The 23,421-nt window shown below is 68.8% G+C and carries 25 protein-coding genes; 17 read left to right on the top strand and 8 right to left on the bottom strand.

From position 1 onward, the window contains the following. Positions 1 to 26: 26 nt before the first annotated feature. The 4 genes from QX204_RS04385 to QX204_RS04370 form a co-directional block, all read right to left on the bottom strand. Positions 27 to 911 carry a metal ABC transporter permease gene (locus QX204_RS04385; protein WP_062985031.1) on the bottom strand — a complete coding sequence of 295 codons (885 nt, stop codon included), beginning with the start codon at positions 909 to 911 and terminating at the stop codon, positions 27 to 29. Further along, on the bottom strand, positions 908 to 1,642 hold the full coding sequence (locus QX204_RS04380; RefSeq protein ID WP_301905282.1) for a metal ABC transporter ATP-binding protein: 735 nt from the start codon (positions 1,640 to 1,642) through the stop codon (positions 908 to 910). Before QX204_RS04380 ends, QX204_RS04385 begins: the two co-directional genes overlap by 4 nt. Next, positions 1,639 to 2,511: a metal ABC transporter substrate-binding protein gene (locus tag QX204_RS04375; protein ID WP_301907905.1), complete on the bottom strand. Its 873-nt coding sequence runs from the start codon at positions 2,509 to 2,511 to the stop codon at positions 1,639 to 1,641. The genes QX204_RS04380 and QX204_RS04375 overlap by 4 nt, the downstream gene beginning before the upstream one ends. A 133-nt stretch (positions 2,512 to 2,644) precedes the next feature. Beyond that, positions 2,645 to 3,019: a cupin domain-containing protein gene (locus QX204_RS04370; RefSeq protein WP_301905281.1), complete on the bottom strand. Its 375-nt coding sequence runs from the start codon at positions 3,017 to 3,019 to the stop codon at positions 2,645 to 2,647. Between the two features lie 80 nt (positions 3,020 to 3,099). On the opposite strand from QX204_RS04370, the gene QX204_RS04365 reads away from it, so the two are divergent. Both QX204_RS04365 and QX204_RS04360 read left to right on the top strand, forming a co-directional pair. Next, positions 3,100 to 3,540: a MarR family winged helix-turn-helix transcriptional regulator gene (locus QX204_RS04365; protein WP_301905280.1), complete on the top strand. Its 441-nt coding sequence runs from the start codon at positions 3,100 to 3,102 to the stop codon at positions 3,538 to 3,540. Positions 3,541 to 3,752: 212 nt separating this feature from the next. Next, positions 3,753 to 3,986, top strand: coding sequence for a hypothetical protein (locus tag QX204_RS04360; protein ID WP_056821736.1), 234 nt, complete (start codon positions 3,753 to 3,755; stop codon positions 3,984 to 3,986). Here the strand turns inward: QX204_RS04360 and QX204_RS04355 are convergent, their stop codons facing one another. Continuing rightward, positions 3,987 to 5,411, bottom strand: a complete 1,425-nt coding sequence (locus tag QX204_RS04355) for an amidase (protein WP_301905279.1) — start codon at positions 5,409 to 5,411, stop codon at positions 3,987 to 3,989. Between the two features lie 107 nt (positions 5,412 to 5,518). Between QX204_RS04355 and QX204_RS04350 the strand changes: the two genes are divergently transcribed. The 10 genes from QX204_RS04350 (at position 5,519) to QX204_RS04305 (ending at position 16,009) form a co-directional block, all read left to right on the top strand. Beyond that, positions 5,519 to 6,796, top strand: coding sequence for an ATP-grasp domain-containing protein (locus tag QX204_RS04350; RefSeq protein WP_301905278.1), 1,278 nt, complete (start codon positions 5,519 to 5,521; stop codon positions 6,794 to 6,796). Further along, on the top strand, positions 6,793 to 7,620 hold the full coding sequence (locus tag QX204_RS04345; protein ID WP_301905277.1) for a hypothetical protein: 828 nt from the start codon (positions 6,793 to 6,795) through the stop codon (positions 7,618 to 7,620). Before QX204_RS04350 ends, QX204_RS04345 begins: the two co-directional genes overlap by 4 nt. After that, positions 7,617 to 8,654 carry a pyridoxal-phosphate dependent enzyme gene (locus tag QX204_RS04340; protein ID WP_301905276.1) on the top strand — a complete coding sequence of 346 codons (1,038 nt, stop codon included), beginning with the start codon at positions 7,617 to 7,619 and terminating at the stop codon, positions 8,652 to 8,654. The genes QX204_RS04345 and QX204_RS04340 overlap by 4 nt, the downstream gene beginning before the upstream one ends. 61 nt (positions 8,655 to 8,715) lie before the next feature. Further along, positions 8,716 to 10,005: an MFS transporter gene (locus QX204_RS04335; protein ID WP_301905275.1), complete on the top strand. Its 1,290-nt coding sequence runs from the start codon at positions 8,716 to 8,718 to the stop codon at positions 10,003 to 10,005. Then, a complete protein-coding gene (locus QX204_RS04330) occupies positions 9,995 to 10,942 on the top strand; it encodes a GHMP family kinase ATP-binding protein (protein WP_301905274.1) in 948 nt (315 codons plus the stop codon). The genes QX204_RS04335 and QX204_RS04330 overlap by 11 nt, the downstream gene beginning before the upstream one ends. Next, positions 10,939 to 11,790, top strand: coding sequence for an ABC transporter ATP-binding protein (locus QX204_RS04325; protein WP_301905273.1), 852 nt, complete (start codon positions 10,939 to 10,941; stop codon positions 11,788 to 11,790). The genes QX204_RS04330 and QX204_RS04325 overlap by 4 nt, the downstream gene beginning before the upstream one ends. Beyond that, on the top strand, positions 11,787 to 12,878 hold the full coding sequence (locus QX204_RS04320) for a FecCD family ABC transporter permease (protein WP_301905272.1): 1,092 nt from the start codon (positions 11,787 to 11,789) through the stop codon (positions 12,876 to 12,878). Before QX204_RS04325 ends, QX204_RS04320 begins: the two co-directional genes overlap by 4 nt. Before the next feature lie 50 nt (positions 12,879 to 12,928). Beyond that, positions 12,929 to 13,906, top strand: coding sequence for an ABC transporter substrate-binding protein (locus QX204_RS04315; RefSeq protein WP_301905271.1), 978 nt, complete (start codon positions 12,929 to 12,931; stop codon positions 13,904 to 13,906). Next, positions 13,903 to 14,457 carry a GNAT family N-acetyltransferase gene (locus tag QX204_RS04310; protein WP_301905270.1) on the top strand — a complete coding sequence of 185 codons (555 nt, stop codon included), beginning with the start codon at positions 13,903 to 13,905 and terminating at the stop codon, positions 14,455 to 14,457. The genes QX204_RS04315 and QX204_RS04310 overlap by 4 nt, the downstream gene beginning before the upstream one ends. 88 nt (positions 14,458 to 14,545) lie before the next feature. Further along, positions 14,546 to 16,009: an AIM24 family protein gene (locus QX204_RS04305; protein ID WP_301905269.1), complete on the top strand. Its 1,464-nt coding sequence runs from the start codon at positions 14,546 to 14,548 to the stop codon at positions 16,007 to 16,009. Positions 16,010 to 16,072: 63 nt separating this feature from the next. Here the strand turns inward: QX204_RS04305 and QX204_RS04300 are convergent, their stop codons facing one another. Further along, positions 16,073 to 17,368 carry a hypothetical protein gene (locus tag QX204_RS04300; protein ID WP_301905268.1) on the bottom strand — a complete coding sequence of 432 codons (1,296 nt, stop codon included), beginning with the start codon at positions 17,366 to 17,368 and terminating at the stop codon, positions 16,073 to 16,075. A gap of 422 nt (positions 17,369 to 17,790) precedes the next feature. Between QX204_RS04300 and QX204_RS04295 the strand changes: the two genes are divergently transcribed. From QX204_RS04295 to QX204_RS04285, 3 genes are all read left to right on the top strand, one after another. Further along, positions 17,791 to 18,351: a hypothetical protein gene (locus QX204_RS04295; protein WP_301905267.1), complete on the top strand. Its 561-nt coding sequence runs from the start codon at positions 17,791 to 17,793 to the stop codon at positions 18,349 to 18,351. A gap of 112 nt (positions 18,352 to 18,463) precedes the next feature. Next, the gene (locus QX204_RS04290; protein ID WP_301905266.1) at positions 18,464 to 19,609 is read left to right on the top strand and encodes an acyl-CoA dehydrogenase family protein; all 1,146 of its coding nucleotides are present in this window, start codon (positions 18,464 to 18,466) and stop codon (positions 19,607 to 19,609) included. A gap of 78 nt (positions 19,610 to 19,687) precedes the next feature. Beyond that, positions 19,688 to 20,293 (top strand): DUF4254 domain-containing protein, encoded by a 606-nt coding sequence (locus tag QX204_RS04285; RefSeq protein WP_301905265.1) that lies wholly within the window; start codon positions 19,688 to 19,690, stop codon positions 20,291 to 20,293. Between the two features lie 54 nt (positions 20,294 to 20,347). Here QX204_RS04285 and QX204_RS04280 read toward each other — a convergent pair whose 3' ends face one another. After that, positions 20,348 to 20,713 (bottom strand): Rv3235 family protein, encoded by a 366-nt coding sequence (locus QX204_RS04280; RefSeq protein ID WP_301905264.1) that lies wholly within the window; start codon positions 20,711 to 20,713, stop codon positions 20,348 to 20,350. A gap of 257 nt (positions 20,714 to 20,970) precedes the next feature. Next, positions 20,971 to 21,813: a DUF72 domain-containing protein gene (locus QX204_RS04275; RefSeq protein ID WP_301905263.1), complete on the bottom strand. Its 843-nt coding sequence runs from the start codon at positions 21,811 to 21,813 to the stop codon at positions 20,971 to 20,973. A 132-nt stretch (positions 21,814 to 21,945) separates the two neighbouring features. On the opposite strand from QX204_RS04275, the gene QX204_RS04270 reads away from it, so the two are divergent. Together QX204_RS04270 and QX204_RS04265 are read left to right on the top strand one after the other, a co-directional pair. Continuing rightward, entirely contained in the window at positions 21,946 to 23,166 is a 1,221-nt protein-coding gene (locus QX204_RS04270) for an MFS transporter (protein WP_301905262.1), read from the top strand. Positions 23,167 to 23,208: 42 nt separating this feature from the next. Next, positions 23,209 to 23,403: a hypothetical protein gene (locus tag QX204_RS04265; RefSeq protein WP_174551936.1), complete on the top strand. Its 195-nt coding sequence runs from the start codon at positions 23,209 to 23,211 to the stop codon at positions 23,401 to 23,403. Positions 23,404 to 23,421: the final 18 nt, after the last annotated feature.

Genomic DNA, 23,421 nt, shown 5'->3' with positions numbered 1-23,421 from the left:
CAGCACACACCGACACCCGTCGGACCCTAGTCGACGACCCCGATGGTGGTCACCGACTTTCGGGCGCGCGAGGCGGTGATCCGCCGGCCGATCACGCCGTGGCGGGGGGCGAAGAGGTAGACGAAGGTGAAGGCGACGCCCTGGGTCACCACGACCATGCCGCCCGCAGCGGTATCGAGGTGGTAGCTGATGTAGAGGCCGGTCACCGCGCACAGCACCGACACGGTGGGAGCGATGACGAGCATGCGGGAGAAACGGTCGGTGAGCAGGTAGGCGGTGGCGCCGGGGATGATCAGCATGGCCACCACCAGGACCACGCCGACAGCTTGCAGCGCGACCACCGAGGTCAGCGCCAGCAGGGCCAGCAGAGCGGTGCCGAGGACACGGGGGTTGAGGCCGATGGCGTGGGCATGGGTGGCGTCGAAGGCGTAGAGGGTGAAGTCGCGCCGTTTGAGGACGAGGGCGACCAGGACGATGGCGGCCAGGATCATGATCTGGACCATCTCGCCGCGGCTCACGCCGAGCAGGTTGCCGAAAACGATGTGGTTCAAGTCGGTTTGGCTCGGCGTTACCGACACCAGCACCAAGCCGAACGCGAACAACGTGGTGAACACGATGCCGATCGCGGCGTCTTCCTTCACGCGGCTCGTATCGCGGACGACCCCGATCAACGCGACCGCGAGGAACCCGAAGATCACCGCGCCGACGGCGAACGGCCAGCCGACGATGTAGGCCAGCACCACCCCGGGCAGCACCGCGTGCGACACCGCGTCACCCATCAGCGACCAGCCGATCAGCACCAACCAGCACGACAGCACCGCGCACACCACCGCCGCGGTGACGGTGGTGGCCAGCGCGCGCACCATGAATTCGTAGCGCAGCGGGTCGATGAAGAATTCCTCGAGGCTCATCGGTCTCCGTCCACATCCAGGCCGAAGGCCTTGGCCAGGTTCTCCGGACGCAACACCACCTCGGGGTCGCCGTGTTCGAGCACCCGGCGGTTCAACAGCACTGCCTCGTCGGCCAAGTGGGGCAACGCGTGCAGATCGTGAGTGGAGACCAGAATCGTGGCCCCGTCCGCGGCGAGCTCACGCAACAGCGCGGTGATGGTGGCCTCGGAACGCTTGTCGACACCGGCGAACGGCTCGTCTAGCAGCAGGATCGTGGCCTCCTGGGCGATGCCGCGCGCGACGAACGTGCGCTTCTTCTGACCACCGGAGAGCTGACCGATCTGCCGGTCGGCCAGGTCGGTGAGCTCGACGCGGGCCAGCGCCGCGTCGACGGCGGCGCGGTCGGCCTTGCTCGCCCGGCGGGTGAACCCCATTTTCCCGTAGCGCCCGGTCATCACGACATCGCGCACCGACAGCGGAAAACTCCAGTCCACGTCCTCGGACTGTGGCACGTATCCGAGGCTGCCGGCCTTGCGCGCGGCCGCCGGGGCGCGACCGTTGATCAGCACCCGGCCCCGGTCGGGCGTCACCAGACCCATCACGGTCTTGAACAGCGTCGATTTACCCGAGCCGTTCATGCCGATCAGCCCGCAGACCCGACCCGATTTCAACGTGAGTTCGACAGTGTCGAGCGCGAGCACGTCACCGTAACGGACTGTCACGTCCTGGATTTCGACCACCGGCGCGGTCATTTCGGCGCTCCGGCGAGTGCGGTCGCGATGGTGTTCGCGTCGTGGCGGATCAGCTGCAGATAGGTCGGCACCGGGCCGTCGGCCTCGGAGAGCGAGTCGACGTAGAGGACGCCACCGAACCGCGAGCCGGAGGCTTCGACCACGCGTTGCATCGGCGCGTCGGACACGGTCGATTCGCAGAACACGGCGGGCACACGGCGCTGACGGACGAAGTCGATGGTCGAGCCGATCTGCTGCGGGGTGGCCTGCTGTTCGGCGTTGACCGGCCAGATGTATTTCTCGGTCAGCCCCGCGTCACGAGCGAGGTAGGAGAACGCGCCCTCACAGGTGACCAGGGCGCGCTGGTCGGCGGGCAGGGTGTTCACCGCGGCGACGAGATCGTCGCGCACCGCGCCGAGCTGGGTTTTGTAGGCGTCACCGTTGGCACGGTAGGCGTCGGCGTGTTCGGGGTCGAGATCGGTGAACGCGCGAACCATGTTGTCCACGTAGATCTGCGCGTTCACCGGCGACATCCAGGCGTGCGGATTGGGCTTGCCCCGATAGGCGTCCTCGCTGATGTCCATCGGCGCCACCCCCTCGCTGACCACCGCGTGCGGCACCTCGAGATCGGCGACGAACTGGTTGAACCAGGCCTCGAGGTTGAGCCCGTTGTCCAGGATCAGGTCGGCCTTGGCCGCCTTCTTGATGTCGCCGGGGGTGGGCTCGTAGCCGTGGATCTCGGCCCCGACCTTGGTGATCGACTCCACCCGCAGGTGCTCGCCTGCCACATTCCGAGCCATATCGGCGAGCACGGTGAACGTGGTCAGGACCACTTTTCGCTCGTCGTCATCGGAGGTGATCCCACCGCAGGCGGTGAGCGCGAACGCCATGACACTCAGAACACACGCCGCAAGCACCCGGCGTCGCACCGGCGAACGGTAGAACCCAACCCTCATTCCAGAATTATATTGTTCGGGTAGCCGAACTTTCAAGTTCTGGCCTTGAAACAGTCGCGAAGACGGCTCAGGATGCCCAGGGCGGGGTGAAGGTGGAGCCATCGGGGAGTTCCGCCGCGAAGCCGACGCGCACCGTCACCACCAGCGTGGCCGACTGGTCGGTCGAGTTCGCGAGGGCGATCATCGAGCCCGCGGGCGCGACCGCCGCGTCACCCGGTTTCATCGGCGCGGATTCACCGTCGATGGTCATGGTCACCTCGCCGGACAGCAGCACGAAGGCCTCCTCCCCCAGGATGCGGTGCGGCACGCCGACCGAATCGGCGGCGACCTCCGTGCGCCAGACGCACAGTTCGGCACTGCCGGTGCCGGGACGGACCAGAGACGTGAACCGAGCGTTGTGTACCTCGTGCACCTGCGCGTCGGCGGAACGGATTACCGGCATTCGAAACCTCCATAAAGTCAAGCAGCTTGTCCATATAGTCAAGTAAATTGACTATCATGTCAAGTGCCAGAATGACTGTCGTGCCCGCGAACGCAGACCTCCCCCTCCTGCTGCTCGCGGCAGCGGCCGAAGTGACCCAGGCGGTGCACGCCGGGGTCACCGCCGCGGGATTCACCGATGTCCGGTCGACGCACGGCTTCGCCTTCGTGCGCATGGCGCCCGACGGCGCGACGGTCGGCGAGATCGCCGAGCACCTCGGCGTCACCAAACAGGCGGCCAGCCAACTGGTCGACGAGCTGGTCACCAAGGGCTACGCCGACCGCAACCCACACCCGCGCGACGCGCGCGCCCGCCTGATCACCCTCACCGACCGCGGCTGGGCGTGCACCAGGGCCGCCGACGCCGCACTGGCGGAATTCACCCAGACCTGGTCGGACACCCTCGGCGCCGCGACTCTCGCCCAGGTCGGTGCGGTACTGAGCCAGGTCGTCGCCCCAGGACGGGTCCGCCCGAGCTGGTGAACAGTCACCACCCCCGTAACCAATCGACGCGTCCCGACGATTTCATATCGGGTACTCAATTAATCCGAAGAACTGGATTTTCAAAACCTGCGCGGTGACACGGCGAGCGGCATACTCTCGGATCGAGCGGTGACGCGCCACCGCAGCACCCGGGCCGACGGCTCGGGTAGCGCACTCGTCACGCCATCGTTCGCCCCGATCCCGGAGGGTCAATGTCAGTCCTAGCCACCGCTTCATCCACCGTCGACACTGTCACCCGGCACAAATACGAGCGGCTGCAGTACACCGGCTCGGCCGGCGTCGTCGCCTCGCTGGAAGACGCGCGCCTCGTCGATCGTTGGCGTGCCGATTACCCCGGCTGGGACGGCGAGCACTGGGCATTCGACGCGGGCACCGACAGCCCGGGACGGCTGCGCCCGATCAATGTCGCGGTACGCAACAACTGATCAGGCGGCACCCGCGGCGGCGGCCCGATCGACGATCCGTGGAAACGGGCTCGCCGCCTCCAGCTGGTAAGCCAGGTCCAGCAGGGTCCGCTCGTCACCACGACGAGCGGCGAACTGGATCGAGCCGGGCAGACCGCTCGGCAGTAGCCCGTGCGGCAGCGAAATGCCGGGTCCCCCACCGACATTGTTGAGCGGGGTGAAGCCCACGTAGTCGGCGAGTTTGGTGAACAGCGCGTCGAACGGCTGGCCGGGCGCGAGTTCGCCGATGCGCGGCGCGGGATGGGAAAGCACCGGGGTGAGCATCACGTCGATGTCGGCGAAATGCTTGTCGTAGGCGGCGACGCCCCCGCGCAACCGCCACGTCGACGCGACCACACCGAGCGGATTGCGCTTGGCCAGCCCGATCAGACCGGTGGTGAACGGGTCGAGTTTGCGCGGATCGAAGTGCCCGCGATGCCCGAGCCGGAACGACAGCGCCATCGCCGCGGCCATCACCGCCCAGTACTGCTTGAAGTCCTCGACGAAGCGCGGATCCACGTCGAGGCGCATCTCGACGATCTCGTGGCCGAGGCCTTCGAGCACCTTGGCCGCGGATGCCAGGATCACGCCGTTGTCGGCGTGCACCGGGCGGCCGAGGATATCGGCGGTGATCAGACCGATCCGCAACCGTCGCGTACTCGGCCCCTCGACCAGCCCGACCGGCGTCAGGCTGGAATGCGGGTCGAATCGTTCGACGGCGGCCAGGTAGTGCGCGGTGTCGCGGACCGAGCGGGTGAGCACGCCCTCGGCAACCAGGTGCACCGGCAGTTTGCGGGCGCCCGGCTGGTCGAGCAGGCGATTGCGGGTGGTCTTCAGGCCGACGAGACCGTTGGCCGCGGCGGGGATGCGGATGGAGCCGCCACCGTCGTTGGCATGCGCGATCGGCACCACGCCCGCCGCGACGAGGGCCGCCGAGCCGCCCGAGGACGCGCCCGCCGAGTACTCCGGATTCCACGGATTGCGGGTCGGCGCGCGATGGGTGAACTCGGTACTCGCGGTGAGGCCGAACTCCGGCAGTGTCGACTTACCGAGCACGATCACGCCCGAATGCAGGAACTGCGCTCCGGGGCCGCTGGTCACCGTGGCCGGGTGCGGGGTGAACGCGGCCGAGCCGTGGCAACTCGGCAGGCCCGCGATATCGGTGTTGTCCTTGACGAACGCGGGCACGCCCGCGAACACGCCCGCGGTTTCCGGGGTCGACGCGGCGCGCTCGAAACAGGTCATCTGCACGGCGTCCAGACTCGGATCGACCCGCCGGGTCCTGGCGATCGCGGCGTCGATCACCTCCGCCCGACTCACCTGCCCCTCCCGCAACGCCGCGGCGACACCGACCGCGTCCAGCGTTCCGAGGGCATCGTCGGTGAATCCGTGCACGGCAGAGCTCATACCCGCAGCGTAATCCGAGCAGGCGGCCCTTTGCAGCGGTAACGAGATTCCCCTGACCACGTCGCTCGACTATCGCAAATCTAACGATAATGGTTATCATTAGCATCTTGCTCGAGCTTGGAGGACATGTGGGACACCTGTTGATGGTGGAGAGCTGGGTGGGCTCGATGAGCACCCTGCTCCCGGCGGGAATCAAGAACAGCGGACACGAATTCAGCCTCCTGACACGAGATCTCGGGCACTATCTGCGGGCCGGGACCCCGGTCCCCCACCCACTGCTCGGTGCGGTCAACGTCTTCACCGCCGAGACCAACGACGAGTCGACCCTGCTGCCCTATGTGCGAAAACTGCAGCAGGCCTTCGGTTTCGACGGCGTGCTCACCTCGTGCGACTACTACCTGCCGACCGTCGCCGCGATCGCCGCCGATCTGGGGTTGCCGGGTCCGGGGCGCACAGCGGTGGCCGACGCGTGCGACAAGTACCGGACCAGGCAGATCTGCCGGGCCGCCGGTGTCGCGGGCCCCGCCTTCGCCGTCGCGCGGGAATGGGACGAGATCCTGCGCGCCGCAACCGAACTCGGCTATCCGCTGGTGGTGAAGCCGGTCGACCTGTGCGGCGGGATGTTCGTCCGCCGGGTCGACAACGACATCGAACTGCGCGCCGCCGTCGACGCTGTCGCCGGATTCCCGGTCAACGCCAGAGGACAACTCCGCTCACCACACATCCTGCTCGAAGAATGTGTGGACGGACCGGAATTCAGCGTGGAGACGGTAACCGTCGCCGGGCAGACGACCGTGATCGGGGTGACCGACAAACAGATCACCGGCGCCCCCGCCTTCATCGAGTCGGGTCACATGTTCCCCGCCGCGCTGTCCCGCGCCGACACGACCGCCGTGGCCGACCTGGCCGTCGCGGCGGTCACCGCACTCGGTCTCGACGCGACCGTCGCGCACACCGAGATCAAACTCGGCGCACAAGGCCCCCGCCTGATCGAGGTGAACCCCAGGCCCGCGGGCAACCGCATCACCGAACTGGTGCGACGAGTCACCGGAGTCGACCTCACCGCGGTGCACGCCGACGCTGTCGCGGGCGGAAAGCCCGACGTCACGCCACGAGACACCGGCATCGCCAGCGCCGCCGTCGCCTTCGCCGTGCCCACCCGCAGCGGGCTGCTGACCGGGGTGGACGGCGCGCAGAGCTGGGCGGCCGACACCAGAATCGTGGAGCAGAAGCTGGCGGAGCCCGGCACCGAGGTCCGCCCCGCCACCGACAACAACACCTACCTGGGCCACGTCATGGTCGTGGACGAAACGCACAGCTCCACTGGTGATCTCGCGCAGCGTTTGATCGCCGATCTGCGCTTCGAACTCGAGGGCGCGCGATGATCGGTTCCGCCCTTCGCCCCGAATCCGTCGCCGAACTCACCACCTGGGCACGCAGGGGCCGACTCGGGCCCGAGCCGACCACCCTGCGCGCCTCGACGGCGTTTCGCACCACTTACGGCACCCGGCACGCGGGCCGCACCACCGGATACCGCAACGAGGTGCTGAGTCTGCGGATCGGCGCGGCGGTGGGCTCGTGTGGGCTCGAACCCGGCACGGCCACCGACGATCTGGTCGACAGCTGCGTCGCGGCGACCATCGCGGAACTGCTCGACCATCCGGTGCCCGCGGTCCGGATCGCGGCGCTCGACGCCTATCTGATGCATGTCCGTCCGCATCCCTACGCGGGCGGGGTGGACGGCGCACCGGTGCTGATCGACGGGCCGACCTCGTTGACGAAGTCGCGTCGCCGGGCCGCCGCCGTGGTGGATCTGCTGCCGGCCGGGGTATCCCGGGTGCTGGTCGTCGGTGTGGTCGGTTCGCTGCTCGCCGAATTGCGGGCGCGCGCGATCGGGTACCTGCCGTGCGACCTCGCCGGTGGCGTCACCGAATGGGGTGAGCCGGTGTTCGAGTCGGTCGACCGGGCTCCGTCGGACTACGACGCGCTCCTGGTCACCGGAATGTCCTTGGGTAACGAGACATTCGATGATTTCCGCGCCGTGGCGAAGCTGCGCGGCCTGCCGCTGGTGTTGTTCGCGCAGACCGGCAGCGCGGTGCTGCCCTGGTTCCTCGGCGCGGGCGTGCACGCGGTCTCGGCCGAGCCCTACCCGTTCTTCTCCCTCGACGGCGGGCCGAGCACCATCGTCACCTACCGAGAGCTGTCATGACCCCACCACAGCCCGCGCTCCTGCAGCTGATCGGCGGTACGCCCGCCGTGCCCATCGCATCCGGAAACACCTGGTACACCGCGAAACTCGAAGCGGCGAGCATCGCGGGCATGAAAGCCCGCGCGGCGGTATCGATGTTGGGTGCAGCGACGGCCAGAGGCGACCTCGCACCGGGCGCGACGATCATCGAATCCACCAGCGGCACGCTGGGACTCGGGCTCGCGCTGGCCTGCAAGGCGCTGGGCCATCCGGTGGTGCTGGTGGTCGACAACGAACTGGAACCCGATCTCCGCGCGCTGTTCTCGGCCTTCGGGATCCCGCTCGACGTGGTCACCGAACCCCACCCGACCGGCGGCTGGCAGCAGGCCAGGCTGGATCGGCTGGCCGAGCTCCTCGCCGCCACACCGGGCGCGTACTGGCCCGACCAGTACGACAACCCCGACAACGCGGGCGGCTATCAGGCGATGGGCGAGGAGATCCTCGCCCAGGTCGACGCCGTCGACGTGCTGGTCGCCTCGATCGGTTCCGGTGGGCACTGCGCCGGACTCGCCCGCGTACTGCGAACCCGATGGCCTCGGCTGCGGGTGATCGGGGTCGACGCCGTCGGTTCCCGGATCTTCGGCCAACCCGACCGGCGCCGACTCATGCGCGGGCTCGGCAGCAGCATCCTGCCGCGCAATGTCGCCTACGCCGACTTCGACGAGGTGCACTGGGTCGACGCCGCCGAAGCGGTCGCGTCGTGTCGTCGGCTCGCGGCCTCGACCGGCATCGCGGGCGGCTGGAGCACCGGCGCCGCCGCGCTGGTCGCGGGCTGGGCGGCCGAGCGCGAACCGGACGCGCGGGTACTGACGGTGTTCCCCGACGGTCCACACCGCTACCTGCGCACCATCTACGACGACGACTGGTGTCGAACCAACGACCTCTTCCGACCGCCCACCACCGAACCCACCGCCATCGCCACCCCCGACAGCGCCGAGGTGGTCGGCTGGGGCCGATGTTCGATCGTCCGTGACCCGGCCGAGGTCAGCGCATGACGCTCACCACCGAGTCGGCTCGCGCCCGCGCGACCACGGCATCGCTACCAGGGATCTCCGGATGAACGGCCTCGACACCTTCCGCGCACTACCCGGCGCGGTGCGGCTGCTGCTGGTGAATCACTTCGTCGGCCATATCGGTTTCTACCTGCTCGTGCCGTTTCTGGCCGACTACCTGCTCGACGACCTCGCGCTGTCGGCAGCTGTCGTCGGCATCGTGCTCGGGGTGCGCAACCTCAGCCAGCAGGGCCTGTTCCTCGTGGGCGGTTCGGCCGCCGACCGGCTCGGTGCACGCGGCGTCATCATGGTCGGCCTGGCGATCAGGGCGCTCGGCTTCGCGTTGTTCGCCGTCGGCGGTTCGCTGCCGGTGGTGCTGGCGGCCTCGGTGCTCACGGGTTTCGCCGGGGCACTGTTCAATCCGGCGGTCCGCGCTTTCATCGCCAGGGACAGCGGTGCGCACTCGGCGCAGGCGTTCGCGCTGTTCAATGTCTTCGGCAATGCGGGCTCCGCGATCGGACCGGTGCTCGGCACGGTGTTGATCGCCGCCGGGTTCCGGATATCGGCCCTGGTCGCCGCCGCGATCTTCGCGGTACTGGCCGTGGTGCAATGGTTGCTGCTGCCCGCGCGACCGGTGCCCGCGCACGAGGGTGGGGTCGGCGCCGACTTCGCGACGGTGTTCACCGATCGCCGGTTCTGGGCGTTCACCCTCGCGCTGATGCCGATGTTCGCTTTGCTGAGCCAGATCTATTTTCTGTTCACCCTCCAGGCGCAGGACAGTGCCGGGCCCGGTCACGGTCCCGCCGCGGTGGCCGCGTTGTTCGTAGTCGAGACGATCGCCGTGGTCGCACTACAGGTTCGGGTCACCACGGTGTTGTCGCGCCGGCCACAGCGCGGACCCGCGATGGCACTCGGGATGGCGATCATGGGCGCCGCATTCCTGCTGCCGCCTGCCGCGGCCGACGTCGTCGCATTCGAAGGAAACAGCTTGGCGGACACAGTAATTCGAGTCGCGCCCGTAGTGATGGCCGCCGTGCTGCTCGCGATCGGCGTGACCGCGGTCCAGCCCTTCGTCAACGAGGCGATCGGTCGCTTCGCGGGAACTCGGCTGACCGGAACCTATTTCGGCGCGTTCTACCTCGCGTCCGGACTGTTCACCGTCGTCGCCACCTCGGCCACCGGCGCGGTGCTCGACCGCACCGGCGGTCCACTGAGCTGGCCGCCCGCGCTGTTGTGCGCGGCGGCCGGTCTGCTCTCCGCCGTCGCACTGATGCGACTACACCGGCGAAACCTGCTGCCCGGACCCCTGCCGGTCCGCACTCCCGCGAAAGGCGCTGAAACCGATGACGAGTGATCTCGCCGTGCCGAGTATCGGTGTCGGACGCTCCTACGGCAGCTGCGGGGAGCTCCTGCAAGGCGTCACCGAACAGGATCGGCACTTCCTGGTCACGCTGCCCATTCGGCGCGGCACGGTGGCGGTGTTCGAACCCGGAGGCGACGGCATATCCGTAGTGCCGGAGGGGAAATCGAAGGCGCGGCGTCTCGCCGGCGCGATGGTGGCGCGGTCCAGGGTGCTGCGCGGAGGACAGCTCACCCTGCACAGCGAACTGCCCGAGGGCAAAGGACTGGCGAGCTCCACCGCCGATCTCGTCGCCACCGCCCGCGCGGTGGCCGACGCCGAGGGGCGCACCGTCCCCGTCGGCGAACTCGAAGCCGACCTACGCGCCATCGAACCGTCCGACGGTGTCATGTACCAGGGCGCGGTCGCCTACTTCCATCGTGAGGTCCGGTTGCTGGCCCGGCTGGGTCCTCTCCCGGCGCTGACGATCGTCACCGGTGACGAAGGCGGTTCGGTCGACACCGTCGAATTCAACCGGTGCGAACCGAGTTTCACCCGCGCCGACAAGCGGGAATTCGACCGGCTGCTCGCCGAACTCGGCACGGCGATCAGCCACGGCGACGTCACCGCCATCGGCGCGGTGGCCACTCGCAGCGCCGCACTGAGCGCGATCTCGCGTGCGCGGCCGCATCTGGACGCGACGATCCAGGCGGCGCGCGCGATCGGCGCGGCCGGCGTCGTCGTGGCCCACAGCGGCACGACCACCGGAATCCTGCTCGCCGACAACGATCTACGGCTGCGCGAGCAAGTCCTCGCGGCGCGACAGATCTGCGCCGAGTTCGCGTGTTCGGTCACGGTGCACCACTCGTGGCGACCCGGCGCCCAGCGCGTTCCCGCTGTCGACCATCCACACCTGCCTGCCGTTCCCCGAACAGAGAGCACGCCGCGATGATCACCGTCGAGAAGATCCAGTTCACCTACGACGGCCGAATCACCCTCGACGACATCAGCTTCCGAGTCGAATCCGGCAGCACGCTCGGGTTGATCGGGCCCAACGGATCGGGCAAGTCCACCCTGTTGCGGCTGATGTATCGGGCACTTCGACCGGCGGGCGGCTCCGTGGTCATCGACTCGACGCCGGTGCGACAGTTGCGCGGGCGCGAACTCGCGAGCCGACTCGCCGTCGTCGCGCAGGAGGCTCCGCCGGACACGCCGATCACCGTGGCCGAGACAGTGCTGCTCGGCAGATCGCCGTGGGTCGGCGCGTTCCAAGGGTATTCGCGGGCCGACCGGATCGCCGCCGCGGCCGCGCTCGAGCACGTGGGAGCGCGGGCGCTGGCCGAGCGTCGTTTCGCGACACTGTCCGGCGGCGAACGTCAGCGCGTCCTGATCGCCAGAGCGCTGGCCCAGCAGGCCGACCACCTGCTCCTCGACGAACCGACCAACCACCTCGACATCCGCTACCAACACGAATTGCTCACCCTGGTCCGCGGTCTCACCACGACCACCACCGTCGTGGTGCTGCACGAATTGAACCTGGCCGCCCGCTACTGCGACCACCTCGTCCTGCTCGACCAGGGTCGAATCGCCGCCGCGGGAACCGTCGACGAGGTCCTGACCCCGCAGGTCCTCGAACCCGTCTACCAGATCCCGGTCCGCCGAACCTCCGCCTTCGGCGCCGTCCAACTGCTCTTCGGCCCGGCGACCGACGAGGAAGCCGACCGTGGGCCCGAGCACGACCCTCCCACCCCGAGCGCCGGTTCCCCCACGGCCGATACGAGAGAGGCGGCCACGCGATGACCGCGACGACCCTGGTGGCCGACCCGGCCGTCGACGACCTCGACCATGCCCGTCACCGGGCCCGGACATTGCTGCTGACCACGGGACTGACCGTCGCATTGGCCCTCACGCTGGTGGTCGCGGCCGGGCTCGGGCCGGTCGCGGTCCCACCGGGCACGGTGGCGCGGATCATCGGGCACCACACCGTCGGTCACCCGGTGACCGTCGATTGGAGCGCCGCACAGGACTCGATCGTCTGGCTGGTGCGGGTGCCGCGCGTACTGCTCGGCGCGCTCGTCGGCGCCGCACTGGCGATCACCGGCGCGGTCCTGCAGACCATCGTGCGCAATGTGCTCGCCGACCCCCACATCCTCGGCGTCACCTCCGGCGCGTCCACCGGTGCCGCCGTGTACCTGCTGTTCGGGGTCGCGGCGGCGACCACAGCGACCGCGCTGGCGGCGAGCGCGTTCGCCGGCGCACTGATCGCCACCGCGCTGTTGTTCGTGATCTCGCGCATCAACGGGCAGCTCACCTCGCTGCGACTGTTGCTCGGCGGGGTCACCATCGGCTACATCTTCTCGGCCGCCACCAGCTTCCTGATCTTCGCCTCCGACCGGCCCGAAGGCGCACGCACCGTGCTGTTCTGGCTGCTCGGGTCGCTCGCGCCCGCCGCCTGGTCCTCGGTGGCCACGACCGTGGCCGTCGTCGCGGTGTCGCTGCTCGCGGTGCTGCTGATGGCTCCTCGCCTGGACGCATTGGCCGCAGGCGATGACACCGCGCGCACGCTCGGCATCGCACCGAACCGGATTCGGCTGTGGGCGCTGCTGATCGTGGCGCTCGCGGTCGGCGCGGTGGTCGCCGTCGCGGGGGCGATCGGTTTCGTCGGGCTGATCGTGCCGCATGTGGCCCGGCTGTGCACCGGCGGAACCCATCGGCACCTGCTGGTGGTCAGCGCGCTGATCGGGGCACTGTTCCTGGTCGTGGCCGACGTGGCGGCCCGCACCGTCTTCGCGCCCCGCGAACTGCCCATCGGCATCGTCACCGCCGCCGTCGGCGCACCACTGCTGCTCGTCCTGATCCGCCGCTTCCAGGCGACCGGGGCGTCCTGAATTCCGCTCGTCCGATCCTTCCCCACCATTGATTAGGAATATCGATCACCGTGTTCACTCGTGTCATCTCCGCGCGCCGTTCCGCGATCCCCGTACTCGCCCTTCTCACCAGTGCGATCGTTACCGGTTGCGGCACACCGGCTCCCGTTACCACGTCAACCGAAAGCGGCTTTCCCCTGACGATCTCGAGCTGTGGCCGCGACGTCACGTTCACCGCAGCGCCACAGCGCGTCGTCACGGTCGGCTCCATCGCCGCACCGCTGATCGCGGCCGCGGGCGCCGCCGACCGCATCGTCACCCGCACCTTCGAAGCCGCGGCGTTTCCCGGCCAGTACGGCGACGCGCTGAAGAACATCGAAATCACCGCGCCCACAGCTGAACTCGCTCGCGAGGAGATCATCAGCCGATCCCCCGACCTGGTCGTGAGCGTCGAAGGGCTCTCGGTGACCCCCGACGACCTCGCCCAGGTGAACATCCCGCTGATCGTCACCCGTGGCTACTGCCGTGACGCGGCAGGCACCTTCGAGGACGTCTTCGCCGACATCACCCTCTACGGAAAGCTCTTCGGCACGGCCGACGCGGCCGATGCCGAGGTCGCCACGCTGAAGAAGCGGGTACAGGCCGTGACCGAACGCCACAGCGGCGCAACGACTCCCCGCCCCGCCGCGGCACTGATCCTGTCGCGCGACGGCGCCCAGCTCAAGGCCTACGGCGCCAAGAGCACCGTCCACGAACAGATGGCGATCCTCGGCCTCGGCAATGTCTACGGCCAGATCGACAAGCGCAATTTCGAAGCCAACACCGAAACCCTCATCGCCGCGAACCCCGAGGTGATCATCCTGCTCACCCAGGGCGACCAGACCCCCGACTCGGTGCGCACCGCCCTGCGCCAACGCCCCGAACTGGCCGGGCTGCGCGCGATCCGCGAGAACCGGATCATCGTGGCGCCCTTCGGTTACACCGGACCGGGGCCGGTCGCCGTCGAGGGTCTGGAAGTGCTCGACCGCGAACTGACACAGCTCCGATGACCACCACCACCGGCTACCTCATCCGCCAGGCGAGCGCCGCGGACCTTCCCGGCGCACGCAGCGTCATGCTCGACACCTTCTACCAGGTCTTCGGGATCGGCTATCTGCCTGAGTACCACCAGGACGTGATCGACCCGGACACCGCCTACCTGCGGCATCCGCGACATCGGCTGTGGGTGGCCGAGCACGAGGGCGTGATCGTCGGCACCACCGCGATCCGGGCGCAGGGACCCGCCCATCCGCCGCATCCGGCCGAGCTCGCGCGCCGCTACCCCGACGAGACGACCGCGCAACTGTTCCGGGTCTACGTGCGGCCGGAGCACCACCGACGCGGCCTTGCCACCCGCCTGGTGACCACGGCGGTCGAGCACGTTCGCGCCACCCCGGGTTTCGAGCGGCTGTACCTGCACACCGACACCAGGACGCCCGGTGCGCTGGAGTTCTGGTCGACCTTCGGCCACATCGTGCACGACGCGCGGGGCCCGCACGACGGTTTCCAGACGGTGCACCTGGAGATACCGCTGGGGCGCGGCGGCGAACAGCCGCACTGACAGGTCGCTGCTGGCGCGGTGACGGCATACACGGCACTATCGAACTCGTGGAACACCTACGAATCGCCCGCCCTTCGGGTGCTGTGTCGTGACCGCGCTGGCTCCCGGCGAGAACCGGCCCGCGCCCGGTGATCAACTGACCGTCACCGTGGCGAGTTCGGCGTCGGTCGACGTGTCCGCGCTACTGGTGAACAGCGCGGGCAAAGTTCGCTCCGACGCCGACTTCGTCTTCTTCAATCAGCCCACCGGACCCGGCGTGGTGTACCGGCACGGCAATGGTGGGCCCGACGTGGTGGGCGTGCAGACCTCGGCGCTGCCCGCCGACGTGGACAAGGTGGTGGTCACCGCGAGTCTCGACGGTCGCGGGCCCACGACCTTCGCCGCGGTCGGCGCCCTGACCGCCACTATCGAATCCGGCTCCACCGCACTGACTTTCCCGATCTCAGGGCTCACCACCGAGAGCGGTGTGGTGTGCGTGGAGATCTACCGGCGCAACGGGGCGTGGAAGGTTCGGGCGATCGGGCAGGGCTACGACGACGGATTGGCCGGGATCGCTTCGGCTTTCGGCGTGAATCTCGACGACGAGCCCGACGTTGCAGCCCCACAGAGTGCACCGACACCGCCGAGTCAGCCACCTGGCCACCCCGCCGCTCCTGCGCCGACCTACACCCAGGGCAACCCCGTTCAGCAGGGACAGTTCGCGCAGCCGACCACTCCCCCACCTCCCTACCCCGGTCACGGCGCTCCGGGCCAACCGGCCCCGTTCGCCCCGCCACCCGCGCCACAGCAGCAACCCTCGTTCTCTTCTCAGCAAGGAGCACAGCCCGTGCACAGCGATCTGTTCGACCCCTCGCATGCCGAGGTCAACGGCCTCGGAATCCAGAAGCAGGGCGGCAAGATGGTCAAGGTCGGCATGAACGGGGAGGTGATGGCGCGGTCCGGATCGATGGTGGCCTACCAGGGTGACCTGAAATTCGAAGCGCTCGGCTCCGGCGGCATCGGCCGCGCCATCCGTCAGCACCTCACCGGCGAAGGCGTACCGCTGATGAAGGTGAGCGGCCGCGGCGATCTGTTCCTGGCCAACAGCGCCGCCGACGTGCACATCATCGACCTCGACGGCACCGACGGCCTCACCATCAACGGCGCCAACGTGCTCGCCTTCGACTCCACGCTGCGCTACGACATCGGCCGGGTCCAGGGCGCCGCGGGCTACGCCTCCAACGCGGGCCTGTTCAACTGCGTCTTCACCGGACGCGGCCGCATCGCCATCACCACCCACGGCAGCCCCGTCGTCCTCACCGTCGACCAGGCCACCTACGCCGACCCCAACGCCGCCGTGGCATGGTCGTCGAGCTTGCAAACCGGCATCAAGCGCAACGACTCCTTCGGCCTCGGCCGGCTGATGGGCCGCAGCACCGGCGAGGCGAGCACCCTGGCCTTCTCGGGCCGCGGCTTCGTCATCGTCCAACCCTCCGAACTGCCGCCGGGCGGGCTCGTCGGCGGCACCGGCGGCGGCCAGCAGGCAGGAACCGGCGGCAGCATCTTCGGCTGACCCCGCACAGAGCGAAAGGCCGATACCCGCTCAGTCGCGGGTATCGGCCTTTCGTCTTGTCTGCTAGTTCGCGCGCTCCTTGCGGGCCTGGCGGCGGGCTTCACGCATGTCGTTGAGTTCCTGTTCCAGGCTCTCCGCGATCCGGAACTGGCCGGTGTCGTAGATGCTGGTCGGCTCGATCGCCTCGTAGCCGAAATTGGCTTCGGCGAACGCCTTTTCGACGCGCGCCTCGATATCGGAGATGGCGCTCTTGCGGGCGGCGGGGACCGAGTCGGTGGCCGGCTCCGGCTTGACCGGTTCCTTGGGGGGCTCCGGTGCCACGACGGGCGCGGCGGCGGATTTCTTGGCGGTGGCCTTGTCGGCGGAGGACGGTTTGCCGATGCCGAAGCGCTTGCGCTTCTCCGGGCGGCCGTTGCCGTTGGTGATCGGCTCGGTGGGCGTCCACGCGGGTTCGCGGCTGACAGGGGTGGTCGCGGCGGCGGCCGTTTCGGCGGCGGCGATCGCTTCCGCCCGAGCCATGCCCGTCATCGGCGGGGTGTAGGTGAGGCGGACGCCTTCGGTGGCCTGGCGGCCGAGGAGGTTGTCGGCTGGGTCGGGCAGGTCCCTGACCTGGCTGGTCGCGCGTGTGATGGCCAAGCCGTAGCGGGCGCTGACCGCGTCGTGGATCAGGAGCGCGACACCGATCATCACCGGCGCGACCGCGTGCACGGCGACGTCGTACCACCGCCCGTCACGCACGTAGGGATAGGTGTTGAGGGTGACGGTGAGGCCGAGCAGCGACAGCTCGGCGAGCGCGACCTGGCGCCGGTTGTCGATCACGCCCCACTCGGCGACCTTGTTCGTGCCGACCATGATGATGATCAGACACACGCTGATCATCGCCTCGAGCAGATAGCTGAACCAGAACAGCGGATCACTCGGCCCACCAGGCGCGATGTTCTGCTGCACGTTCACCGCCGACCACAGCATGCCCGCGCCCACGACGCCCGCCAATGCCTTCAGCGACCACGACCGGTGCCGATACAGCGAGGCGAGCTTCGCGTGGGGGCTCGATTCGCGACGCTGGGACGCCATCGCCTTCCTGGCGAGCAGCAGATCTCGCATGTCGGCCTTCTCGATCGCTTCGGTGGTCTGTCGGCTGCGGTCCGATGCGGACGCCATCGCCTGGGTGTGCTTCCAGCGCTGCTCGCGATCCTGTTCACGGATGCGTTCGGCGAGTTCACGTTCGGCGCGCAGCTCGTCTTCGGAGAGCGCGTCGGTGAGGGCCGGATCGAATTGGTAGGCGAGGCGACCCCGGGCGCGTTCGACTCGCTGGGCGAGCTGGCTGACGTCGTCCTCGAGACCGGACTCGATCGTCATGCCAGACCACCGCCCCGGGCGCGCGAAGGCAGGCAGGTGACCACAGGTGTGAACGGCACAGGCCATTCTTAGTCGATATACCCTCGAGCGCGAAACCGATGCTCCCACACGGCTGCCCGTACACGGCGCGCCGCGCGCGACACGCCCAACAATTTCGGCCGGTGGCCGGATCTGAGAAGATAATCCCCCGCCGCCGCCGGAGCCGGAGTTTCCAGCGGTTCGGTGCCCGACCGTTGCGCGCCGACCACCCGACCCGACCGGATCAGCGCCCCGTGGGCCGTGGCGGCCACGCATGCTCCGACCGTCGCCCGTCCGGGTGAAACTTTGTTTCCTCGGACGTCGCGAACCATGGGCACCTAGGGTTGGGTCGGGGGTGCCGGGGGGTTCGCGCACGCCCGTGAGATCGACTCCGGAGAAGCGAATTGACCCAGCACACAAGCGAACTCGACCGAGCGATCGCCGAACGGCTCGAACCGTGGACCGGACGGCTCGGCGCCGACCGCAAGGCCTACTTCCATCACGTGCTCCGGGTACTCCGCTCAGCCGACCTGCTGTTCGCCCGCAGCGGCGAGCCGGGGCCGCCACCGAGTGCGCGCGAGGAGTTCCGCACCGCGGCGACCTTCCACGATCTCGGCATCTGGGCGGCTGCCACGTTCGACTATCTCGAACCGTCGTGCGCGCTGGCGGGCGACTGGCTGATCGCGCACAACCGCGAGGACATCGCCGAGCTCGTCGCCGAGATGATCCGCGACCACCATCGCGTGCGCTCGGCGGGCAAGGCCACCGACCCGGTCGAGCTGTTCCGGCGGGCCGATCTGATCGACGTCACGTTCGGCGCGCGCCGCTACGGCCTGCCCTACGCGGCCTACTCCGCGCTGATGCGGCGCTACCCCGACAGCGGCTTCCACTTCAAGCTGGTGGAGCTCACGGTACGGCGCGCACTCATCCATCCCCTCTCACCGCTGCCCATGATCCGCTGGTGAGAGGCCATTTCGCCGGTGCTATTGTCACTACGCCAATACTGCGGCACACTGGTGTCCGTAACCACCGGTCACGCCTGGACCGGTGCTGTACCGAGCCGAACAAGGAGACTCGATGGCCGCCAATCGGTCCAGCTGGATGAACGAGGACCTGGACGCCCTGCGTGACATGACCCGTGCGTTCATGGCCAAGGAACTGGTCCCCAATATCGACAAGTACCGCGAGCAGCACCACGTCGACCGCGACCTGTGGAACAAGGCAGGCGAAGTGGGCCTGCTGTGCATCTCGATCCCGGAGGAGTACGGCGGCGGTGGCGGCACCTTCGCGCACGAGGCCGTGCTCATGGAGGAGCAGGCCCGCGCGGTGGACACCTCCTGGGGCATCAGCCTGCACAACGGCATCGTGGCCCACTACCTCCTCGCCTACGGCACCGAGGAGCAGAAGAAGCACTGGCTGCCCAAGATGGCCAGCGGCGAGGTCGTCGGCGCCATCGCGATGACCGAACCCGGCACCGGATCCGACCTGCAGGCGGTCAAGGCCAAGGCGATCCGCGACGGCGACGAGTACGTCATCAACGGCTCCAAGACCTTCATCACCAACGGCGCGCAGGCCGACCTGATCATCCTGGTCGCCAAGACCGACCCCACCCAGGGCGCGGCAGGCGTCTCGCTGGTGCTGGTCGAGGCCGACCGCGAGGGTTTCCGTCGCGGCCGCGTGCTCGACAAGATCGGCCAGAAGGGCCAGGACACCTCCGAGCTGTTCTTCGAGGACGTGCGCGTCCCGGTCACCAACCTGCTCGGCACCCAGGAGGGTCAGGGCTTCATCCAGCTGATGCAGCAGCTGCCCCAGGAGCGCCTGATCGTGTCGATGGGCGCGGTCGCGGGCATGGAGGTGGCCCTCGATCACACGCTGCGCTACACCAAGGAGCGCGAGGCGTTCGGCCGCGCGGTGTTCGGTTTCCAGAACACCAAGTTCAAGCTGGCCGAGGTCGCCACCGAGGCGCGGATCGCGCGCGTGTTCATCGACGACTGCGTCGAGAAGCACCTGCGCGGCGAGCTCGACATCCCGACCGTCGCCATGGCGAAGTGGTGGACCACCGACAAGGCGATGCAGATCGCCGACACCTGTCTGCAGTTGTTCGGTGGCTACGGCTACATGAACGAGTACCCGATCGCACGCATGTGGGTCGACAACCGCGTCCAGCTCATCTACGCGGGCACCAACGAGATCATGAAGGAAATCATCGCCCGGAGCCTGTGATACACCAGCTCGATAGATGATCCCGACCGGCCGCGAACAGTTGTTCGCGGCCGGTTTTCGCTGTTGAGGGGTCATTTCGTGACCTATCCGTCGTCCCCGCCGAGACGAATGTCCTTCGACAAGCGGTACAGATCCGACGGCGAGGACGGTGCGGCGACAGTGGACACGGACGGCAGCGGTTCGACGGGACGACCCGGACCGGAACCGGTACTGCCGGACCGAACACAGATGATGCAGGCGGTCTGCGGGGTCGCCGGTGACGGTGATGCCGTCCTGGCCGCCGCACACGAACTCGCCACCCTGCACGAACGCCGCGAACAACAGATACCCGGTGATACCAGCGACATCGATTGGGCGCGTGCGCGTCTGGTCTGCGAGATCGACCGCTGGGTCGTCCTGCGCTCCCCCACTCCGGCGACGTCGGCGCCGATGCACACCGAGAGCATCGGGGCCGTCGTCGACCGCATGGCTCATTTCGCCGCGCTCACCTACCGCGCGCTGGCCTACGGCGCCGAAGCCGAACTGCACGCCGCGCAGCTACGCCTGCACGAATTGGCCTGTGGCTACGACGATCTCATCGCCGAGGTGGCCAGCGGAGCTCGGCGGCTGCCCGACGGACTCGACGGCGACACCCCGGAAAACGGTGGGGCACAACCGAGCCGGAACACGCCACGATCGGAGTAGCGGCGCTCCGGCTCGAGGTGTCGGCGACTGCCATCTCGGCCGCGTGCGACACCGTCAGAACATGCGCACCGCGACCAATCGCCAACTGTCCTTGGAAGATTCGATGCGACCCGCGATAGCCAAGGTCCGCGGGCCGCGTTGGTACGACGCGAAGACTTCGGCGGCATCGCCCTCCACCGGGGTCAGATGGACGCGAGTCAAGGTGGCGGTCCCGAGATTCCGGTCGGGAACCGAATCCTGCGCGAGCATCGTATTGATGGCCGCCAGCGCCTTCGCGTCGGTGAACGCGCGCAGATGCGTGGACGATCTGCGCCGATCGACGACCTCGAGCAGCAGCCGCAAGACCTGCTCGGTGAATCGCTTCGCACTCGTGGACGGTCCGGCGGCGGGCGGCGCGCCCTGCGGGCACGAGGCCCGCACTGCCCTGCGGATACCGGCCGGTGTGCCCCCTGTCGGCCTGCGCCGCAACGATCCCCTGACCGGTTGAGGCCCACCAACATTCACAGTCTCCGACCGATGTACCACGGCCCCGCCCTCCAGCTGCGGCTCGCAGTGCGGCGCGGGCGACAACAACACTCCATCCGTCGACATACTCGTCCCCTTCGAGTTCGCCCACCCACTCCCCAGCGGTGGCGCACAGCATGACACGGGGGTACGACAAGTGTTCGCGAAATCGGTCAGAAGAGCGTCATCGGCTCATCGGGCTCGGGGACGGGCTGCTCGGGCAACTCGGGGACGATCGCGCGGACCTCGTCGTGGAAGCGGCGGGCCAATCCACGGGCGGCGGCGTTGTCGGGAGTGTGCACGAAGACCGTGGGCGAGCGACCTTCGCGCAGCCATCCGGCGACGGTCTCGATCCACGGCTGCCAGCCCGCTACGGTGCGTTCGGCGTCGGCGCGGCCGTGGTAGCGCACGATCGGGAACTCGGTCAGCGCCCGCATCCGGCGCGGCACCCGCGGCTTCTTCGCCCTCGCCTCGTATTCGGACGGGTCGCCGGGCGGACCGTCGAACAGGACCGTCGTATCGAACGGCACCCATTCGGCCCCGATTCGCCCGAGCACCCGTTCCAGCTGCACCGCGGCCCGCTCGTCGTCGAAGAACGCCGGATGACGCACCTCCACGGCACACCGCAGCCCACCGGGCAGCTCCCGCTGGAAGCGGGCGAGCGCGCCCAGATCGGTCGGTCCGAACGACGCGGGCAACTGGATCCACAGCGCGTGTACCCGTGGCCCGAGCGGCGCCATCACATCGAGAAACGCGCCGAGGTCGGCACCGGCGTCGACGAGCCTGCGCTCGTGCGTCACCGCCCTCGGCGGTTTGAGCACGAACCGGAAATCGGGTGCGGTCTGGCGGGCCCACGACTCGACGGTGGACGCGGACGGCGTCGCGTAGAACGTGGTGTTGCCCTCGACCGCACCGCAGTGCCCGGCGTAAGCGCGCAACCGCTCCCCCGTGGCGGGCATCCGCTGCTGCCACTGCGGATGAGTCCACATCGCACACCCCATCCGCAGCTCACGCACAGGCCGACGGTAATACAGCGACCGGCCGCCCTTAAAATGAGACCGGTTGCCACCATTTCGCCCATGCGCGGGTGGCGGGAGTAGCCGCCACATCCATGAAGTCCGGTGCGCGCACAACAGAAAGGGCCTGTGATGGCGATTCTCACCACCGAGCGGCCCAGTGCTGTCTCCGTCAGCCGCGCCTGGCTCGGCGTGTCCGCCGCCATGGTGGCGATCGCGTGGGGCGGCAACGAGTTCACACCGCTGCTGGTGATGTACAAGGCCCACGGTCTCGCACTGACCGCGGTCGACCTGCTGCTGTTCTACTACGTCCTCGGCATCGTGCCCGCCCTGCTCATCGGCGGCCCGCTCTCGGACAGGTTCGGCCGCCGCCCGCTGATGCTGCCCGCACCGCTGATCGCCGCGGCCGGTTCGCTGCTGCTCGCGGCGGGCGCGGCCTCGGTGCCGATGCTGGCTGCCGGGCGGATGCTGTGCGGTGTCGCGCTCGGACTGGCGATGGCGGTCGGCGGCAGCTGGCTCAAGGAACTGTCGCAACCGCCGTTCGCCGCGGCCGCCACGGGCAAAGGGGCCCGCCGATCCGCGATGAGCCTGACCGCAGGCTTCGCCCTCGGCGCGGGTGTGGCGGGAACCCTGGCGCAGTGGGGTCCGCTGCCGGATTCGACCGCCTACCTCGTGAACGCGGCGCTCTGCGTCGCGACCGCCTTCTGGGTGGCCCGGACACCGGAGACCGTGACCCGCCGAGCGAGCCCGGGCAGGCTGCGCGACGACCTGAAGATCCCCGCCGCCGGGCACCGACGATTCCTGCGCGTGGCGGTGCCGATCGCGCTGTGGTTGTTCACCGCCAACGCCACGGCCTACGCCGTCCTGCCGACCCTGATGTTGCCTCGCGTGCAGCAGGCCCCGATCGCCTTCTCCGCCCTGGTCACCATGGTGACGCTCGGCTGCGGATTCACCATCCAATCGGCGGCGCGACGCATCGACCGCCCCGGCACCGCACGCGCCGGGGTGATCGCGCTGGTACTGCTCACCACGGGCATGGTCCTGGCCGCGTGGACCGCGGCCACCCTGAGCATCTGGGTGACGCTGCTGACCGCCGTCGTGCTCGGCAGCGGCTACGGCATCGGTCTCGTCGCCGGCCTCCAGCAGATCGAACGCATCGCGGGCCCCGGCGATCTGGCCGGCCTCAACGCCGTTTTCTACTCGGTGAGCTACCTCGGCTTCGGCGTGCCCGCGGTCCTGTCGGCCCTGCACAGCAGCCTCGGTTTCGGCTACCCCGCCATGTACCTGGTCACCGCCGCGATCGCCGCATGCTGTCTCGCGCTCGTGGCCGCGAATTACCGCGAACGAACCTGAGCGACAACCCGTCCGCCTTCGCGGCGCATTACGGTGGATCGGGTGAGCGCCGACCCTGTCGAAACCCTTCTCCGCTGGCAGGATTCCGGCGCGATCTGGCGGGTCGTCGGGCGCCGACCGGACGCGGTGACCATCGCCCTCTACGAATGCACCGGCGGACAGGAAGTAGACCGCTTCACCTCCACCGATCCGGCCCTGCTCCGGTTTCTCGGCGAACGCGCCACCAGCGAGGACTGACCCGCCCGTGGTGAACGG

This window comes from Nocardia sp. PE-7, assembly GCF_030486425.1.
In the GTDB taxonomy this organism is placed as follows: Bacteria; Actinomycetota; Actinomycetes; order Mycobacteriales; family Mycobacteriaceae; genus Nocardia; species Nocardia salmonicida_A.
The sequence above is the reverse complement of the archived record's forward strand: the minus strand, read 5'-3'. Positions and strand labels throughout refer to the sequence as shown.

Coding starts and splice junctions, on each gene's coding strand:
- QX204_RS04385 (WP_062985031.1), bottom strand. CDS start 911: ATGAGCCTCGAGGAATTCTTCATCGACCCGCTGCGCTACGAATTCATG.
- QX204_RS04380 (WP_301905282.1), bottom strand. CDS start 1,642: ATGACCGCGCCGGTGGTCGAAATCCAGGACGTGACAGTCCGTTACGGT.
- QX204_RS04375 (WP_301907905.1), bottom strand. CDS start 2,511: ATGGCGTTCGCGCTCACCGCCTGCGGTGGGATCACCTCCGATGACGAC.
- QX204_RS04370 (WP_301905281.1), bottom strand. CDS start 3,019: ATGCCGGTAATCCGTTCCGCCGACGCGCAGGTGCACGAGGTACACAAC.
- QX204_RS04360 (WP_056821736.1), top strand. CDS start 3,753: ATGTCAGTCCTAGCCACCGCTTCATCCACCGTCGACACTGTCACCCGG.
- QX204_RS04355 (WP_301905279.1), bottom strand. CDS start 5,411: ATGAGCTCTGCCGTGCACGGATTCACCGACGATGCCCTCGGAACGCTG.
- QX204_RS04345 (WP_301905277.1), top strand. CDS start 6,793: ATGATCGGTTCCGCCCTTCGCCCCGAATCCGTCGCCGAACTCACCACC.
- QX204_RS04340 (WP_301905276.1), top strand. CDS start 7,617: ATGACCCCACCACAGCCCGCGCTCCTGCAGCTGATCGGCGGTACGCCC.
- QX204_RS04335 (WP_301905275.1), top strand. CDS start 8,716: ATGAACGGCCTCGACACCTTCCGCGCACTACCCGGCGCGGTGCGGCTG.
- QX204_RS04330 (WP_301905274.1), top strand. CDS start 9,995: ATGACGAGTGATCTCGCCGTGCCGAGTATCGGTGTCGGACGCTCCTAC.
- QX204_RS04325 (WP_301905273.1), top strand. CDS start 10,939: ATGATCACCGTCGAGAAGATCCAGTTCACCTACGACGGCCGAATCACC.
- QX204_RS04320 (WP_301905272.1), top strand. CDS start 11,787: ATGACCGCGACGACCCTGGTGGCCGACCCGGCCGTCGACGACCTCGAC.
- QX204_RS04310 (WP_301905270.1), top strand. CDS start 13,903: ATGACCACCACCACCGGCTACCTCATCCGCCAGGCGAGCGCCGCGGAC.
- QX204_RS04300 (WP_301905268.1), bottom strand. CDS start 17,368: ATGACGATCGAGTCCGGTCTCGAGGACGACGTCAGCCAGCTCGCCCAG.
- QX204_RS04290 (WP_301905266.1), top strand. CDS start 18,464: ATGGCCGCCAATCGGTCCAGCTGGATGAACGAGGACCTGGACGCCCTG.
- QX204_RS04270 (WP_301905262.1), top strand. CDS start 21,946: ATGGCGATTCTCACCACCGAGCGGCCCAGTGCTGTCTCCGTCAGCCGC.